This window comes from Allobosea sp. P1_A7, assembly GCF_056406775.1.
In genome coordinates this window covers 1-16,216 of the sequence record NZ_JBFTZN010000153.1, presented here as the reverse complement: position 1 = coordinate 16,216, position 16,216 = coordinate 1, and the positions used below count along the sequence as shown (strand labels likewise).

At 59.8% G+C, this 16,216-nt stretch carries 9 protein-coding genes and 4 pseudogenes; 3 read left to right on the top strand and 10 right to left on the bottom strand.

Features of this window, described 5'->3' with window-relative positions:
• Both AC1D34_RS23640 and AC1D34_RS23635 read right to left on the bottom strand, forming a co-directional pair.
• Positions 1–339, bottom strand: a pseudogene (locus AC1D34_RS23640) (hypothetical protein); the annotation flags it as partial.
• Positions 320–805, bottom strand: a complete 486-nt coding sequence (locus AC1D34_RS23635) for a hypothetical protein (protein ID WP_476825487.1) — start codon at positions 803–805, stop codon at positions 320–322. The gene AC1D34_RS23635 and the pseudogene AC1D34_RS23640, both read right to left, overlap by 20 nt.
• 30 nt (positions 806–835) lie before the next feature.
• Between AC1D34_RS23635 and AC1D34_RS23630 the strand changes: the two genes are divergently transcribed.
• The gene (locus AC1D34_RS23630) at positions 836–1,018 is read left to right on the top strand and encodes a hypothetical protein (RefSeq protein ID WP_441508401.1); all 183 of its coding nucleotides are present in this window, start codon (positions 836–838) and stop codon (positions 1,016–1,018) included.
• 107 nt (positions 1,019–1,125) lie between these two features.
• Here the strand turns inward: AC1D34_RS23630 and AC1D34_RS23625 are convergent, their stop codons facing one another.
• The 8 genes and pseudogenes from AC1D34_RS23625 to AC1D34_RS23590 form a co-directional block, all read right to left on the bottom strand.
• Positions 1,126–2,799: a response regulator gene (locus AC1D34_RS23625; RefSeq protein ID WP_476825486.1), complete on the bottom strand. Its 1,674-nt coding sequence runs from the start codon at positions 2,797–2,799 to the stop codon at positions 1,126–1,128.
• Positions 2,800–2,813: 14 nt separating this feature from the next.
• A pseudogene (locus tag AC1D34_RS23620) lies at positions 2,814–4,019 on the bottom strand (response regulator); the annotation flags it as partial.
• 89 nt (positions 4,020–4,108) lie between these two features.
• Positions 4,109–9,035: pseudogene (locus AC1D34_RS23615) on the bottom strand (HAMP domain-containing protein); the annotation flags it as partial.
• A gap of 1,098 nt (positions 9,036–10,133) precedes the next feature.
• Complete coding sequence (locus tag AC1D34_RS23610) at positions 10,134–10,499, bottom strand: response regulator (protein ID WP_441508399.1); 366 nt, start codon at positions 10,497–10,499, stop codon at positions 10,134–10,136.
• Positions 10,500–10,548: 49 nt separating this feature from the next.
• Positions 10,549–10,947 carry a sensor histidine kinase family protein gene (locus AC1D34_RS23605; RefSeq protein ID WP_441508398.1) on the bottom strand — a complete coding sequence of 133 codons (399 nt, stop codon included), beginning with the start codon at positions 10,945–10,947 and terminating at the stop codon, positions 10,549–10,551.
• 180 nt (positions 10,948–11,127) lie between these two features.
• Positions 11,128–11,379, bottom strand: a pseudogene (locus AC1D34_RS23600) (aldo/keto reductase); the annotation flags it as partial.
• Positions 11,380–12,483: 1,104 nt separating this feature from the next.
• Complete coding sequence (locus AC1D34_RS23595; RefSeq protein ID WP_476825485.1) at positions 12,484–13,071, bottom strand: hypothetical protein; 588 nt, start codon at positions 13,069–13,071, stop codon at positions 12,484–12,486.
• Positions 13,072–13,156: 85 nt separating this feature from the next.
• On the bottom strand, positions 13,157–13,654 hold the full coding sequence (locus AC1D34_RS23590) for an NAD(P)-binding protein (protein WP_476825484.1): 498 nt from the start codon (positions 13,652–13,654) through the stop codon (positions 13,157–13,159).
• 449 nt (positions 13,655–14,103) lie between these two features.
• On the opposite strand from AC1D34_RS23590, the gene AC1D34_RS23585 reads away from it, so the two are divergent.
• Both AC1D34_RS23585 and AC1D34_RS23580 read left to right on the top strand, forming a co-directional pair.
• Entirely contained in the window at positions 14,104–15,198 is a 1,095-nt protein-coding gene (locus AC1D34_RS23585) for a glycosyltransferase (protein WP_441508396.1), read from the top strand.
• A 150-nt stretch (positions 15,199–15,348) separates the two neighbouring features.
• Entirely contained in the window at positions 15,349–16,137 is a 789-nt protein-coding gene (locus tag AC1D34_RS23580; RefSeq protein ID WP_476825483.1) for a glycoside hydrolase family 16 protein, read from the top strand.
• The last annotated feature ends 79 nt before the right edge of the window (positions 16,138–16,216 follow it).

The window sequence follows — 16,216 nt, the reverse complement described above, 5'->3', positions numbered from 1 at the left end:
GCTTGGGAATCCCGGCAGAATCGGAAAACCATGAACCTGCTCTAGCATCCGCAGATCCTTACTGCTGATCGGCAGTCCGCAGGCATTCTTGAGATAGGTGTTGATCTCTGCCGCATGGATCGGTGCGACGTAGTCGTCCTCGCGACGGTATTGCAGAAGGCGCCGCCCCGGGAGCGTGACAATGCGCGCCAGGGCCCGAACGAGCGCAGCATCGTCTGTTTCGCAAGCGATCTCCTTGCCACCCTTGCCCCTAAAATGTAGCGCGACCCGCGTTCCCGTCAGCGTGACGTGGCGCTTAAGCAGCGTCGATGTGCCGTGACTACCATTGGCCTTTGGCATAGGTCTCGTTGCCGACGCGAAGATGGCAGCGGTCGATGATGGCCGCGGCGCAGGCAAGAGCCTTTCCCTGCGAAAGCTTACGTGCCTTCATGTCGGCCGCGACCCGCGCGCGGAGTTTCGGCAGTGCAGTGATTAGGTGGGCGAGGCGCTTTAGCTTGCGCCGCTCGCGCACTTTCTCCCAATCAGGGTGGTAACGATGCTGGACGGGTCCGGCTTCATCGTGACCAACAGCTTGCAGATGCGCCCGCGGGTCGCCGGCAATGCGAACATCCTCATAGGCTGGTGGAATAGCGAGGGAGCGGATGCGAGCCAGTGTTTCCTCATCCGTGATCTTCGCGCCTTCCTGATCCCTGTACCCGAAGGAGCGCCCAAACCGGACGCGGCTGATCGTCAGTTCAATGGGCGAAACGCGGCGTAATCGCGTAGGAGGCCGAGGCGGCGCATCAGGGGTTTGAGTGTTCGTCATGGCGCCGCTCATGGGGTTGCTGCGCTGAGAATGCGCATCTCCCTTTTTGGTTCCGTGGCGGCTGAGTTGCGCTGCGTCGGCCAGCTTACCGGCTACGCGGCCACCGCGGTCAATCGTTCGGATTTCTTGGCTGGCGGCATGGATATGATCACGAAGCTCTTCGACCTTGAGAAGTTAGGTCGGAAAATAACAAGCATGCTCGAAGGGGCTTAGCCTCCAACCCGCAAACATGCCGACGGAGCTTCCGGCGGCCTTTGGCCGACGGCGGCAGAACTCAACGATTGTAGACGGCTGAGCGCGACGCCAGTGATCAAGACGTTTCAGTCGCCTTTCATTGCCCGCTCAATTGCGGCAACAAGCTGGGCCTGGTCGAAAGGCTTCCCGAGCCGATGCAGGTTGGACAAACCTTCGTCGTCGGGCAGTTCGGCATATCCAGAAGCCAAGACAATTGGAAACCTGGGCCGAGAGGACCGCACACAGCGCGCGAGTTCTGCTCCCGTCATGCCAGGCATCGCATGATCAGTGATAATCAACTCGATCTGCTGATTTGAAGCTAGCACTTCTAAGGCCTTCGCGCCGGACATAACCTCGATTGCAGTATGGCCGAGATCCTCCAGCATGGCCGCTGTGCCCATTGAAACCAGGGCGTCATCGTCCACGACGAGAATCGTGCGGGAAACAAATTTTGAGCTACGGTGGGGAGTGGTGGCCGGCCCGGGTTCGACCTCCTCAACTGAGCCATCAGCGGAAACCGGAAGCCACAGGTCGACGCGCGTGCCTCGATTGACCTCGCTTGATAGTGCCAACGTACCGCCCGACTGGGCTGCAAGGCCGTGGACCATTGATAGGCCTAGCCCGGTACCTTTGCCCGGCCCCTTAGTCGTGAAGAACGGTTCAGCTGCCTTAGCGAGAGTGACCTCGTCCATACCAAGCCCCGTATCGGAAACGCTGATACAAACGTACGCACCGTGCTTGAGATTCAGGTACTGATTACTGGGCGAAATAATCTTATCTTCGGCATGGACTAAGATTGCGCCACCAGAAGGCATTGCGTCACGTGCGTTTACCACAAGGTTTAGCAAGGCAAGTTCTAGTTGATTTGAATCAGCCAGTACCTTAGATAAATTCTCTGGCAGTCTGCTCGACAGTTTAATGCCAGGACCAACCGCGCGTTGAAGCAGATTCTCCATATCATTGACAAGATTAACAATATCAACTGCCTGCGGCTTCAATTCTTGTCTGCGCGCGAACGCAAGAAGACGCTTTGTCAAAGCAGCGCCACGTTCGGCTGCTTGGATCGCGTTGCCAAGTAATCTTTCGGTTCGGTCTTCCTTCGGAATATGCTTCTTGAGCAGGCTCAAGCTTCCGAGAGCTGCCATCAGAAGGTTATTGAAATCATGGGCCACGCCACCCGTGAGCTGACCGATCGTGTCGAGCTTCTGCGCTTCGAACAACTGTGCCAGAGCTTCTTCGCGTTCGCGTGTGCGCTCCTCAATGCGTTGCTCCAGATTCTCGTTGAGGAGGCGAAGCTCGGCTGATGAGGCCTCTAGTGCGGCGGTTCGGTCAGCGACACGGCGTTCGAGCTCAGCATTGAGGCGTTCGAGTTCCCTGTTCTTGCGGTAGAGTTCGCAAAAGACCTTGACCTTCGCGCGCAGGACCTCCGGGACCACGGGAACCGAAACATAATCGACTGCACCGGCCTCGTAGCCACGTAGCCGATCAGGTTCGGCCATCATGATTGCGGAGACGAAGATGATCGCTGTCTTTTGGTAACGAGGGTGTTCGCGGATCATCGCGACGAGCTCGAATCCGTCCTGATCCGGCATGCATACGTCAACGAGGATGACGGCAACATCAGTTTTTAGAAGATGCTCAAGCGCCTCACGGCCAGACCTAGCCTTGATGAGGTTCTCGCCTAAGTGTTCAAGAATAACCTCATAGCTCAGAAGCTTCGCGGGCTGATCGTCAACCAGCAGGATATTGACCGGATCCATGGTTGGGATTCTCATCAGCGATGGAGCCACATCCGAAGAGCTGACAACAATTGCTCTGTATTCACCGGCTTCGCGAGATAGTCCGAGGCCCCGGCTTCCAAGCATTTTTCTCGATCCCCCTTCATCGCTTTTGCGGTAAGGGCAACGATGGGCAGGCGCCGCAGCGATGGATTCGAGCGAATGACCTGGATCGTTTCGTATCCATCCATGCCGGGCATCATGATATCCATGAGAACGAGAGCTATCTCAGGTTGAGAGTTGATTATTGTAATCGCTTCCGTCCCGGTCGTCGCCGTAAGTACTTTCATCCCGCGACGCTCTAGAACGCTGCTGAGTGCGAAAATGTTTCGCGCATCATCGTCCACGAGCAAAATTGTTTCGCCCTCGAGGTCTTCGTCCGAGCTATGCAGTCTCTCAAGCATCGCCTGTTTCGAGGGAGGAAGGTCGGACACGACTCGATGGAGGAAGAGCGCTGTTTCGTCGAGCAGCCTCTCAGGTGACTCGACGCCTTTCACCACGACGCTGCGCGCGATCGTATGAAGCTGCGCATCTTCCTCGGGTGAGAGTTCGCGACCAGTGAAGACAACCACTGGCACGTCAGCAATCGTTGCGTCGTCGCGGATTCGCTCCAGAAYTTCAAATCCGGACATGTCTGGCAATTTGAGGTCCAGAACCACGCAGTCGGTCGAGCCCTCGCTCAGTACGTCAAGCGCCTTCGCACCAGTGTCTACACTGGTGATATCGATATCGGCGTGCCCCAGAAGCTCAGTCACGCCAAGGCGTTCGCTGTCATTATCTTCGACAAGAAGCAGGCGCTTCCGATGAGGCTCGGCATATGACTTCAGTCTTGAAAGCGCGCGGTCGAGGCCCTCGCTCGTAGCCGGCTTGTGCATGAACGCGAAGGCTCCGCGCGCCAGCCCGTGCTGACGGTCTTCGTCGAGGGTCACAATCTGCACGGGAAKATGGCGTGTCGTCGGATCCTGCTTCAGCTGGCTGAGCACCGTCCAGCCCAACATGTCCGGCAAGAAAACATCGAGTGTGATTGCGGTGGGATAAAACTCACGCGCGAGCGAGAGCGCGTCGGCGCCCCGCATAGCGATGAGCACTTTGAACCCATTCGCATGGGCCAGGTCGACCAGAACGCTGGCAAAATGCGGATCGTCCTCGACCACAAGCAGGATCGAGTCTCCGTCCTGGATTTTGTCGCGATCATCGAGGAGCTGCTCGGCCGCCTTGTCCCCAAGACGCCCGGTCGTGAGTGCGGCGATTGAGACCGCGGCGGCATCCGTGAGGGTAGGCCTCATTGCGATCGGCGCGGCGCCGACAAAATTCAGAGGCAGATACAGCGTGAACGTGCTGCCCGCTCCCGGAGCGCTCTGCAACTGAATCTCTCCGCCCAGGAGATTTGCCAGTTCACGGCTGATGGCGAGCCCGAGACCGGTCCCACCATATTTGCGGCTTGTCGACGCATCCGCCTGCTGGAAGGCCTCGAAGATGATCCTTTGCTTCTCGGGCGGGATACCGATGCCCGTATCCGACACTTCAAAGGCGACAACGGAAGGGGCGTGCCGGAGTGACGGATGATCGACGCTCCAGCCACTCAGCACGGGCGAGACTCGCAAGCGGATTCCCCCATGGTCTGTGAATTTGAAAGCGTTCGACAGCAGGTTCTTGAGGACCTGTTGAAGGCGTTTGGAGTCCGTGATGATGCTGCGATCCAAGTCCGGGGCGAGTTCCACATTGAAGGAAAGCTTCCGAGCTTCCGCTTCGTGCCGGAACGGCCGTGTCAGAACATCGAGCAAGCTGTTGAAGAAAATCTCTTCGGCATCGACAGAGACAGTTCCCGATTCAATCTTGGACAGATCGAGAATGTCGCTGATCAGGTTCAACAGATCTGTGCCAGCACCGTGAATCGTCCGCGCAAACTCGACCTGCTTGTCAGAAAGATTGCCCTCGGGATTTTCTCCGAGCTGCTGTCCGAGGATAAGAATCGAGTTGAGCGGCGTGCGCAACTCATGGGACATGTTCGCCAGAAACTCGGATTTATATTTTGAGGTCAGTGCGAGTTCGGTAGCCTTTTCCTCGAGGGCGCGCCGGGCCTGTTCGATCTCCTGGTTCTTGGCCTCGACCTCGACATTCCGCTCGGCGAGTTGCTGGGCCTTCTGTTCGAGCTGCTCGTTGGTCTGCTGCAACTCTCGCTGCTGGGTCTGGAGCTCCGTGGCGAGCTGCTGCGATTGGGTCAGGAGCCCTTCGGTCTGCATCGTAGCCTCGATGGAATTGAGAACGATGCCGATGGATGTGGTGAGTTGGTCGAGGAAGGAGAGCTGGAGCTCCGTGAAGCTTGCGATCGAGGCAAGCTCGATGACGGCCTTCACCTGGCCTTCGGACAGCACCGGCAACACGATTGCGTTTCGCGGCCGCGCCCTAAACACCCCTGAGCCGATCGGAGTGATCGTCTTTGGCAGGTCAGTGACGAGGATCCGCCGTGCGTCCTGCGCGCATTGGCCAATGAGGCCGTCACCCATCTGCAGCCGCGCGGGATGGCCGTTCGCGGGATCGTCTGCATAGGTCGAGAGAAGCCGTAGGACCGGCTGATCCGCCTCGGCCCCGACCTGATAGATGACGCCGTGCTGAGCCCCGACCAGCGGCGCCAACTCCGACAGCAACATGCGTCCCACGGTGGAAAGATCGCGTTGTCCCTGGAGCATGCTGGTGAAACGCGCGAGATTGGTCTTCAGCCAGTCTTGCTCGGTGTTGCGTTCGGTAGTCAGCCGCAGGTTGCCGATCATCGTATTGATGTTGTCTTTGAGCTCGGCGACCTCCCCCCGTGCCTCGACCTGGATCGAGCGCGTCAGATCGCCCTTGGTCACCGCAGTCGCCACCTCGGCGATTGCGCGGACTTGCGTGGTCAGGTTCGCGGCCAAGAGGTTGACGTTGCCGGTCAGGTCCTTCCATGTCCCTGCGGTGCCCGGGACATTGGCCTGACCACCCAGGCGCCCTTCGACCCCCACCTCACGCGCCACCGTGGTCACCTGGTCCGCGAATGTCGCGAGCGTGTTCGTCATGTTGTTGATGGTCTCGGCGAGGGCGGCGACCTCACCCTTCGAGGCGACCGTCAGGTTCTGCTTGAGGTCACCATTGGCCACGGCCGTCACCACCTTGACGATGCCACGGACCTGTTCGGTGAGGTTTGCAGCCATGACGTTGACCGTATCGGTCAGGTCCTTCCAGGTTCCGGCAACGCCAGGCACCTGGGCCTGGCCACCAAGCTTGCCTTCCGTACCCACCTCACGCGCAACGCGGGTAACCTCGCCGGCAAAGGCATTGAGCTGGTCGACCATCGTGTTGATGGTGTTTTTCAGTTCGAGGATCTCGCCCTTCACGTCGACGGTGATCTTGCGCGAGAGGTCGCCGCGAGCGACTGCAGTCGTGACCTCGGCAATGTTGCGAACCTGCGTGGTCAGGTTTGCGGCCAACAGGTTCACGTTGTCAGTGAGATCCTTCCAGGTACCAGCCACGCCGGGAACCACCGCCTGACCGCCCAGCCGTCCATCCGTTCCGACTTCGCGCGCTACGCGGGTGACCTCCCCCGCAAAGGAGCGGAGTTGGTCGACCATCGTATTGAGAGTGTCCTTGAGCAGCAGAATTTCGCCGCGGACGTCGACAGTGATCTTGCGCGAAAGATCACCATTGGCGATCGCGGTCGCGACCTCCGCAATATTTCGAACCTGAGCGGTCAGGTTGCCCGCCATCGAATTCACGCTGTCGGTCAAATCCTTCCAGGTTCCGGCGACGCCGGGCACTTGGGCCTGGCCACCCAGCTTTCCTTCCGTGCCGACCTCGCGTGCGACGCGCGTGACTTCCCCTGCGAACGCATTGAGTTGGTCCACCATGGTGTTGATGGTATTCTTCAGTTCGAGGATCTCGCCTTTTACATCGACGGTGATCTTGCGCGAGAGATCGCCGCGCGCCACGGCAGTGGTAACCTCAGCGATGTTGCGGACCTGGCCCGTCAGGTTCGACGCCATCGAGTTGACGTTCTCGGTTAGATCCTTCCAGGTCCCGGCGACGCCCGGCACCTGGGCCTGGCCACCGAGTTTGCCCTCCGTGCCCACCTCGCGCGCTACACGCGTCACTTCCGACGCAAAGCGATTGAGTTGGTCCACCATTGTGTTCAGCGTTTCCTTCAGCTGAAGGATTTCGCCTTTCACGTCGACGGTGATCTTGCGCGAAAGGTCCCCATTGGCGATCGCAGTCGAGACCTCGGCAATGTTGCGGACCTGCGCCGTGAGATTCCCGGCCATCGAGTTCACGCTGTCGGTCAGGTCCTTCCAGGTTCCAGCGACACCGAGAACGTTGGCCTGGCCGCCGAGCCGCCCTTCCGTACCGACCTCGCGGGCGACGCGCGTGACTTCGCCGGCGAAGCCGTTCAGCTGGTCGACCATCGTGTTGATCGTCTCCTTCAGCTCCAGAATTTCGCCGGACACCGTCACGGTAATCTTCTTCGAAAGGTCGCCCTGCGCCACGGCGGTCGCTACTTCAGCGATATTGCGGACCTGACCGGTCAGGTTCGAAGCCATCGAATTCACAGAGTCGGTGAGGTCCTTCCAAGTTCCCGCGACACCCTTTAGCTGGGCTTGACCACCGAGCTTGCCTTCGGTGCCAACCTCCCGAGCCACGCGGGTGACCTCTGATGCGAAGGCGTTAAGCTGGTCCACGGTGGTGTTGATCGTCTGCTTCAGCTGGAGGATCTCACCTTTCACATCGACGGTGATCTTTTTCGACAGGTCGCCATTGGCGATCGCTGTCGAGACCTCGGCGATATTGCGAACCTGGGCCGTCAGGTTGCCGGCCATGGAATTGACGTTCTCGGTCAGGTCCTTCCAGGTTCCAGCGACGCCGCGCACGTTGGCCTGGCCACCAAGGCGCCCCTCCGTGCCGACCTCACGCGCAACGCGCGTCACTTCCGAGGCGAAGGCGTTGAGCTGGTCGACCATCGTGTTGATAGTTTCCTTGAGTTCCAGGATCTCGCCCGACACGGTCACTGTGATCTTCTTCGATAGGTCGCCATTGGCGATCGCCGTCGAGACCTCGGCGATATTGCGAACCTGGGCCGTCAGGTTGGACGCCATCGAGTTGACGTTGTCGGTCAGGTCCTTCCAGGTTCCCGCGACACCCGGCACTTGCGCCTGTCCCCCAAGACGCCCTTCAGTGCCGACCTCGCGCGCGACGCGCGTGACTTCACCGGCAAAGCCGTTGAGCTGATCGACCATCGTGTTGATGGTCTCTTTGAGTTCCAGGATTTCTCCCGAGACGTTCACGGTGATCTTGCGGGAAAGATCGCCGCGAGCCACCGCTGTCGTCACCTGAGCGATGTTTCGGACCTGAGCAGTGAGGTTGCCGCACATGGCGTTGACGGAGTCGGTCAGGTCCTTCCAGGTGCCCGCGACGCCGGGGACGAGGGCCTGCCCTCCGAGCTTGCCTTCGGTTCCCACCTCGCGAGCGACGCGCGTCACCTCCGAGGCGAAGGAACGAAGCTGGTCCACCATCGTATTGATGGCTTCCTTCAGCTGCAGAATCTCCCCACGCACGTCGACGGTGATCTTCTTGGAGAGGTCGCCATTCGCAACTGCGATGGTCACCTCGGCAAGATTGCGGACCTGAGCCGTCAGATTCGAGGCCATCGAGTTGACGCTCTCGGTTAGATCCTTCCAGACCCCGGTGACTTCCCGGACCTGCGCCTGGCCACCCAGCTTGCCATCTGTGCCGACCTCCCTTGCGACGCGCGTCACCTCCGAGGTGAAGACACTGAGTTGCTTGATCATCGTGTTCACGATGGTCGCCGAGCGCAGGAACTCTCCCTTGAGCGGACGCCCGTCCACGTCGAGCGGCATCGTCTGGAGGAGATCGCCCTTTGCGACTGCGGAGATCGTGCGGTTGACCGCGGCGGTCGGCCACAGAAGGTCGTCAATCAGCGCGTTGACGGAGTTTTCCATATCCGCCCAGGCGCCGGCGGACAGTCCAAAACGCACCCGGGTTCGCGTCTTTCCATCCCGGCCGACAACTTGACCCACATGTTCCAGTTGTTCTGCCATTCTTTCATTGGCAGCGACGATGTCGTTGAAGGCATCGGCGATCTTGCCGGCTAGACCGATCTGGTTGCCCCGCAGCCTGACGGAGAATTCTCCGCGGCGCATCGATTGGAAGGCATTCAGAAGTTCATCCAGGTCAACCACCGAGCCGTCCGTGGCCGATGTTGCGCCGAATTCAGGATTGGCYGCCGGCAAGGTGGTCTGCCGCTGCTTGGACAGAGCCTGATCCTTGTCACTTCCAGCATGGTTCATGGGAGTTGGCTCCGCTCGGTATCAACCACAAAGTGATCTAGGCGCCACATTTCCAATCCGGGTCGCACAGCACGCTCAGCACGGATTTGGGAGGCTATCTTAACGTGTGAGCTCAGCAGTACGCGAGAGCGGCGCTTCGCTCGGCACGCCCCGACAGCCGGGTCGGTGGCGGCAACGTTGCGCGTACCTCACGCCCCTCCACAGAGCCCTTTGAGCGGAACCGGCGGCACCCAGAAATAGATCGAGCGGACTGCTGCTACAGCACGTCGACCGATTGTTAGATGACTGAAGCTTCAAGGCTACGGCCATGAGCGACGGGAGCGACGACTCAAGGCAGCTGGCAGAGGTAGAATTGCGGATGTGCAAGCCAAAACCTCCAGGATGCCATCAGTGCATTCGAACTGAGCTCACGACGAAACGCCCCAAATCCGCCTTGGTTCCAACACATGTAAGGCAGCGACGGACTCAGGCGTAAGGTCTCCGGCCCCCACTCCAGGCGAACTACCTGCCTGAAAGAACCATCACTGGGGTGCGCCTATGCATTTCCAGGGTAAAGGCGCCTTCGATGGCATGGACCGTCACCGGTATGGTACCGCTCCTGCTGGGCACCGGTCGGCATTCCCGGAACCACTGTCTTGAGCACGAGTTCAGGACGCGCCAGCCACTCGGTTTGGGCAGCAGCCGGCAACGCGGCGAGGACACAGGCGAGCGGCAGACAACGCATGATCTCCTCCATCGAGCGGTGCAGCTGACTAGGGTGGATCGACGTAAGGCGGGCCCCGGAGCCGGGGGATGGATGGCGAGGCCCTTAGGCCGTGACGGTGCCGGATGCGGGGCGCCAACACGCCGGCAGCGAACCCATCGCGGAACACGGAGTTCCCGGCGTATCTCGTATTTTCTCGCTCAGGAGTTGGAAGAAGAAGGTGCCTTATCACGGGAAGCCGCTGGCCGGGGCGATGATGACGGCCTAGGTCCGTCTCCTCTTGCGAACTAAACGGCTTCCCGAAGCGCGGCCTTAATGGCCGCGTGCTCATAAGGTTTGGCGAAGAAGCGGGCGCGCGCGGGCAGGTCGGCCGCAAGAGGCTTTTGATGCCCCGACGCAATTATGATGACGACTGGCGGCCACCGTTCGCGAACCGCAAAGGCGAGCTTGATGCCGTCCATCGAGCCAGGCATGCCGATATCGGTGAAGATAATCCGAATGTCGGGATTAGTCTCAAGTATGCGGATCGCTTCGTCAGCGTTCGCAGCCTCAACCGCGATGAAGCCGGCCTCCTCGACCATGTCGACGGCGTCCATACGAACGAAGGGCTCGTCCTCGACGACAAGGACGGTGATAGGTGCGGAGCGGGACATCAGGGATTAACTCAAATCGGTCGGTTTCGTTTCGGAGCCAACGAGGAAATTATTCGTCCGTCTCCAGGACGCCCTCCAAGAAGTAGCGAAGGCCGGTCGGATCGAAGTGAACGCCCGCCTTGCCACCGAAGTAGGCGGGGACGATTCGTTCCGTGAGCCTGGACCCAAATCCTTTCCGATCCCCTGCCTTTACGGGAGGACCGCCGCTTTCTCGCCACTCGAACCGAATCGTCCGGTCGGAAGCCACCAGCCACTTGATGTCGACCCGCCCATCCGGCACTGACAGGGCTCCGTATTTGATCGCGTTGGTCGCGAGTTCATGCATTGCCAGGGACAAGCCAAGCGCCTGCTGCGCGGAGATTTCGGCGTGGGGGCCGAGCGCCTTCACCCGTTCCGACGCGTCGACATGGGGGCGCTCTGTCGACGACGTGCGCGATGTCGGCGGCACTCCAGCTCGTCTCTGTCAGGATGTCCTGGGCACTAGACAGAGCGCTTAGCCCCCCGGAGATGGATCGCCTCTCAGTTCAGCGGCAAGTTCACGCAAGACTGGCAGCGAGAAGTTGTCGCGGTGTCCATCAGCGTGCCGCTCACCTCGATCGTGGATTAGCGTGCTGCCCGCAGTTCAACGTCAGAACGCCGCAGACATCGGGTCGGGCCCGATCCGGCCATCGGACCGATCCAGGCCGCTCACGGCGGCGATAGCCTGCTCGTCGAGTTCGAAGCCGAAGACATCGAAATTCTCCGTGATCCGGCTCGGAGTAACCGATTTCGGGATCACGATCAGGCCGCTGTCGATGTGCCAGCGGATGATGATCTGAGCCGGGGTCTTCGCATGCTTCCTCGCGATCTCGCCGATGACGGGATCTCCGAGAAGCTGGCCCTAACCCTGGCGGGGAAGGCTGAAGGCCGAGAACATTGCCGCTTCGCTGGCCGAGCATCGCGCCTTCGCGCGCGCCATCCCCGCCGGCGGCGCCGCACTGGCCGCTCGCGCAGGCAAATGCCGCACCGGATTTTCGCCCCGTAGGCGCGAAGCAGCACGGACCGTCAATGCAGATGCAGCCGACGGGAACGGTAGCGGTGCACCTATCAAGTTTGACCGTAACATAACCGATGCGATGGCTCGATCTTGGACCAGTCTATCGATTACGTCCGAAGTCAGCCCCTCCCTCCACTCCTCCCCCCATCTGCTTCGAACAACTTCACGCCGCTTGCTGGTCGTCGGGGCTGGCTCGCTCCCAAACTCGGGCACGACCCACGAGCCGTCCCGCTGATCTGGCCCCTTGAACAATGGGCATGAGAGCGGTTGGGGGGAACAAAGGACTTGCCTCCCGGTTTTACTTTTTTGATGGAGGCCCAGCACAGTCGAGCTGCGTGCTCGAACATCAAGAATCGCCGAGTGCCTACATCGAGGAAGCTACGCCACAAAGGAACATTTGATGCCCTCAGGCAGAGGCCGGCTAATGCTGCGCCACAACTATTCTATCCCCGGCCTTTATCAATTCGAGGCCGCTCGGCGAGAAGGCATCTGGGAGGGATCCTTTACCGGGAACATTAGCCACATCGATCCCTGTGGGATGTCGAGCGAAATGGAACTTCACTGCGTCGGCGGACTCACCCTCACAATTTCCGTGACCATTTACAGCGGGGCGGTGCTAACTTTCACTGCGCCGCGCGTAGAGAGCGCGAGTATCGTCCTGCCACTCGTTATGGAACGGAAAGCAGGCTCAGGTTAACGCCGATTGTTGCTCAGTGAGCTGCTCACGTCCGCGTGAATGCCCTCGGCTTGGAATGGCTCTTGTTGACGCACATAGCCGGCAACAAGCTAGCMGGGACAGATATTACGGGCATCTCGACCAATTTCCGCCATCCATCCCAGGATTTCGACGTCTGAGATCGTCGGGGATGGTCAAGWCGGCATCAAACACCTCGATGGAGGACGTCGAGCCCGCTGCCTAATTACTTAGAGACATCGGCTCTTAGCTGGTCAAAGCCCGCTTGTGCGTCGCAAGGCGGCCTCGGCTTCCAAAGTAGAGACGCGCGCCGTCGGCTGGTAATTGAAGCCCCCTTGCCGCCCGAACGACTCGATCCCCATTGCCCTCAGTGCCTGGATGGCCTTTGCGGCCTTCTGATCCGCTCGCCCTTTGTAGATCGGGTAGGCATTCTCGAGGAAATGGCTTCCTTCGAGCTTGAGATCTCCGGCGAAAAGCCCGTTAGCCGCCACATGATCTCGGAAGTCCTTTTCGGCTTTAACGACCGATCCCTGGATGTGGTTGGCGATGACCTCGACGGCAAAGTACTCCCGATCCCCGCGTCGCCCATAAAAATCCGAGTACACGGTCAACCGCTTCCAGGCCCCCTTGTGAGAAAAATTATAGAGTATCGCTTCTCCGAAACCGCGTTCACCCGAGAAGCTGAAATACAAAGTCAGAAGCGTGATCGTTTCGAGCTTGTCCGAGATCGGCAGATTGCACAGCGCTTCGATCCTCATGAGGGGGATCGTCGAAATGACGCGTTCGGCCAGGATGACCTTGTCGTCCAGGGCGAGGCAAAAGTGACCGTCGCGCTTCTCCAACCGAAGCATCCTGGCATGCGTGACGATGGATGCGCCGCGTTTCGCCAATCGTGCAGCAGCAACAGCGTACAGGTGGCCATATCCCTCACGCGGACGCGCAAGCTGGCGGTTCGTGGGTGGTGGTTGCTTCCGCTTTACCAGACGGGCCAGCAGGGACCTCAGCGAGCTGTGCTCGCTGATCCAGAATCCAGAACTGCGCGAATTCCTTGGCATTCCGCATCTTCCGTCGGAAGATGCGCGCATAGAGCACAGAGGCAAGGATCTTCGAAATTTCGATCGGCCCGGCCGCGAGGATGTCATCCCTGACCGAAATCGGATAAGCGGTCACGATCCCTTGCGGTGTCAGCCTGCTCCAGCTGGGATCAATCCGCACATAGTGTTCAAGTAGCTCCGGGAAATGCTTAAGGAGCGGTGAATCGTCCTGAAATATGATGCTGCCGATATCGAAGGTGTACCCGTCTGACGACCAGTCGATGTGATTTCCGCCGATATGCGGATATTCATCGACGATGATTACCCGCTCGCAGCCCTGCTCCAGAAGAACGGAAGCAGATACCAGTCCGGAAATCCCCGCGCCAAGCACGACCGCATCGCATCGTTCTGTCACGGCAGGGGGATTCGGGAGCGCAGACCCTTGCATAGTGATGACCGGTTAAAGGGCTGGAAAAGCACAGTATAGACAAGGCGCCCTACCCCTAAAAGCAAATCAATCTAGCACCGTTTGCTCAATCGCCAGGCAGATTCGCGCTGAATCGCGACCAGCCATCCAGTTTTTTTTAAGTTTTGCCTCTCCTGAAGGCACGCAAGTTACGATGCTCGACTATCGATCCCTGCTCGCGAAAACCACAAGATCAATCGCGCTGTAATAGAAGCGATCCATGCGGTTGGAGCGACTCTTGCAGGCGCAGCAGCACGGCCGCGCACCAGGTTTAGCGGTTCAGCTGCGGACGTAAGAGAAATGACAGACACATGACCAGAGCTCGGATTCTCTATGTCCTGCCACCGACAGGGAAATTTGCCGGAATCGAGCGGGTGGTCGACGAGATCGCAAATACGATAGCCGTCGACTACGGATCGCGGTTCGAGATTGCGGTCCTGCATCTGTCGGACTACGGCGACTATGCCATTGGGCCACGCGCGTACACGTATCTGAAGGGCTCGATCCGCGGACGTATGCATCAGATGGGCGTCCTGCGCCGGATGATCGGGCATGGGAACTATGATCTGGTCGTCGTGCCCCAAATCGAACCGACAGCGATCGTCTGGGTCGCGTGCCTGGGCCTCGGTCCGCGTCTGGTTCTCCACCTGCACGGAAACCCGCGGCACGAGAACACTCATCCCAAAGCCAATATCCTCTTTGGCATTTTCCGAATGCTCGTGCTGGACCGTCTGGCCTACGTCTTCGGCACCAGCCCAAAGCAACTCATGGCCTTCGGACGGGATTTCCCGGGAGCGGCGAGCCACTGGACCCCAAATCCCGTCCGCGAATTCCCGGCCATGGAGCGCGAGGCACGCGATGACGATGACCGCGTCGTCTTTGTGAACGTTGGACGCTTTTGCTTTCAGAAGGGGCAGGACCTAATTATTGAGGCGTTCGCCGACGTCGTTCGCCTACGTCCGAAGGCCAGACTCGTCCTGGTCGGATACGGCGAGGAGAAGGCCGGGCTGCTTGCTCAGGCCAGTACCCTCGGGATCGCGGATTCGGTGAGCTTCGAACATCACCCGCAGGATCCCGTTCGTCCGCTGGCGGCTGCCGATGTCTACGTCTCGCTGTCGCGCTGGGAGGGCTGGAGCCTTGCGATCTGCGAGGCTTTGCGTGTCGGATTACCGGTGGTGTCGTCGGATTGTGAATTCGGCCCGAGCGATATTCTGACCGACGAGCGGCTGGGCCGACTCGTCCGGACGGACGACAAGGCCGGTGCGGTCGGGGCGATGCTCTACTATCACGACAACATCGTTGCCGAGCGTGCATTCGCCGAGTTTCGTTCGGCTTACGTCGCGCGTTTCGATGTCGCAAAAGTGGCGGCGGAGCACGCGCTGGCTCTTACGAAGGCCGCCGGCCGCCCAGTCGCTGGCGCCCCCCGTCGCGAGGCAGGGAATCCGTGGGACGGGCGAAGATCCGCTTGACCGTCAGCGGAACTCTGACGCTTCACTGGCACTGCGTTTGCAGATCGCCTCGGCTGGCACGGTTTTGCGCAGGAGCCCGGCTGCCAGGGCGAGGCCCGGCCCCCCGTCGAAGGGCGGACCATGTGCCCTAACCAAATAGAGGGCTTCGCGATGGCCGCGTTACTGAAAATGAGTTCTGCCGCATTCCTGCTCGCCGCATTCGGCAGCCAGCAGATCATTTGGGCGCAGGCTCGCTCGGACAGCTGCGCCTTGCGCCCCGTTCTGCTCGAGGAGTTCGACACCCTCAGCATCGCGGCCCGCACGCTCGGCCCCGCGCGCTGGACTGCCCACACGCCGTGGAACGGCGACTTTGGAGACGCGCAGTTCATGGATCCGGGGCCGCAGGGGCCATTCCAGATCGAAAACGGCGTGCTCGTCATAACGGCCTCAAAGACGCCCGACGGGAAGTGGAAATCCGGGCTGATCGCTGGGGCCGACGCGAGCGGAGCCGGTGTCGGCGCTCAATACGGCTATTTCGAAGTGCGAATGAAGATGCCCCCGGGCCCGGGCACCTGGCCGGCGTTCTGGCTGGCGCCGCTCAAGCCTGCCAACAGTTCTGACGGGGATGTTGAGATCGACGTCATTGAATATTATGGGCAGTTCACGGCTGCTTTCCAGTCCGTGGTACATGTTTGGTACAAGGACATCACAAGGAAGAGAGGTCAGGCCAAGGTCATCGATGTGAAGGACGGAGCGCTTGTCGCGGACTTTCACACGTTCGGAGTGGATATATCCCCGAGCAAGATTACCTTCCTCCTGGATCGGAATGAGGTTTGGTCCTACCCATCGCCACCTGAGCTCAACAGCAAGATGTACCCACTGGTGTGCAGGGCGGTGACAAAACCATCCAATGAAGCGCCGTCGTTTGTGGTGGCGTTGGTCCTACCCATCGCCACCTGAGCTCAACAGCAAGATGTACCCACTGGTGTGCAGGGCGGTGACAAAACCATCCAATGAAGCGCCGTCGTTTGTGGTGGCG

Coding starts and splice junctions, on each gene's coding strand:
- AC1D34_RS23610 (WP_441508399.1), bottom strand. CDS start 10,499: ATGTCCCGCTCCGCACCTATCACCGTCCTTGTCGTCGAGGACGAGCCC.
- AC1D34_RS23625 (WP_476825486.1), bottom strand. CDS start 2,799: ATGGATCCGGTCAATATCCTGCTGGTTGACGATCAGCCCGCGAAGCTT.
- AC1D34_RS23635 (WP_476825487.1), bottom strand. CDS start 805: ATGACGAACACTCAAACCCCTGATGCGCCGCCTCGGCCTCCTACGCGA.
- AC1D34_RS23580 (WP_476825483.1), top strand. CDS start 15,349: ATGGCCGCGTTACTGAAAATGAGTTCTGCCGCATTCCTGCTCGCCGCA.
- AC1D34_RS23630 (WP_441508401.1), top strand. CDS start 836: ATGCGCATCTCCCTTTTTGGTTCCGTGGCGGCTGAGTTGCGCTGCGTC.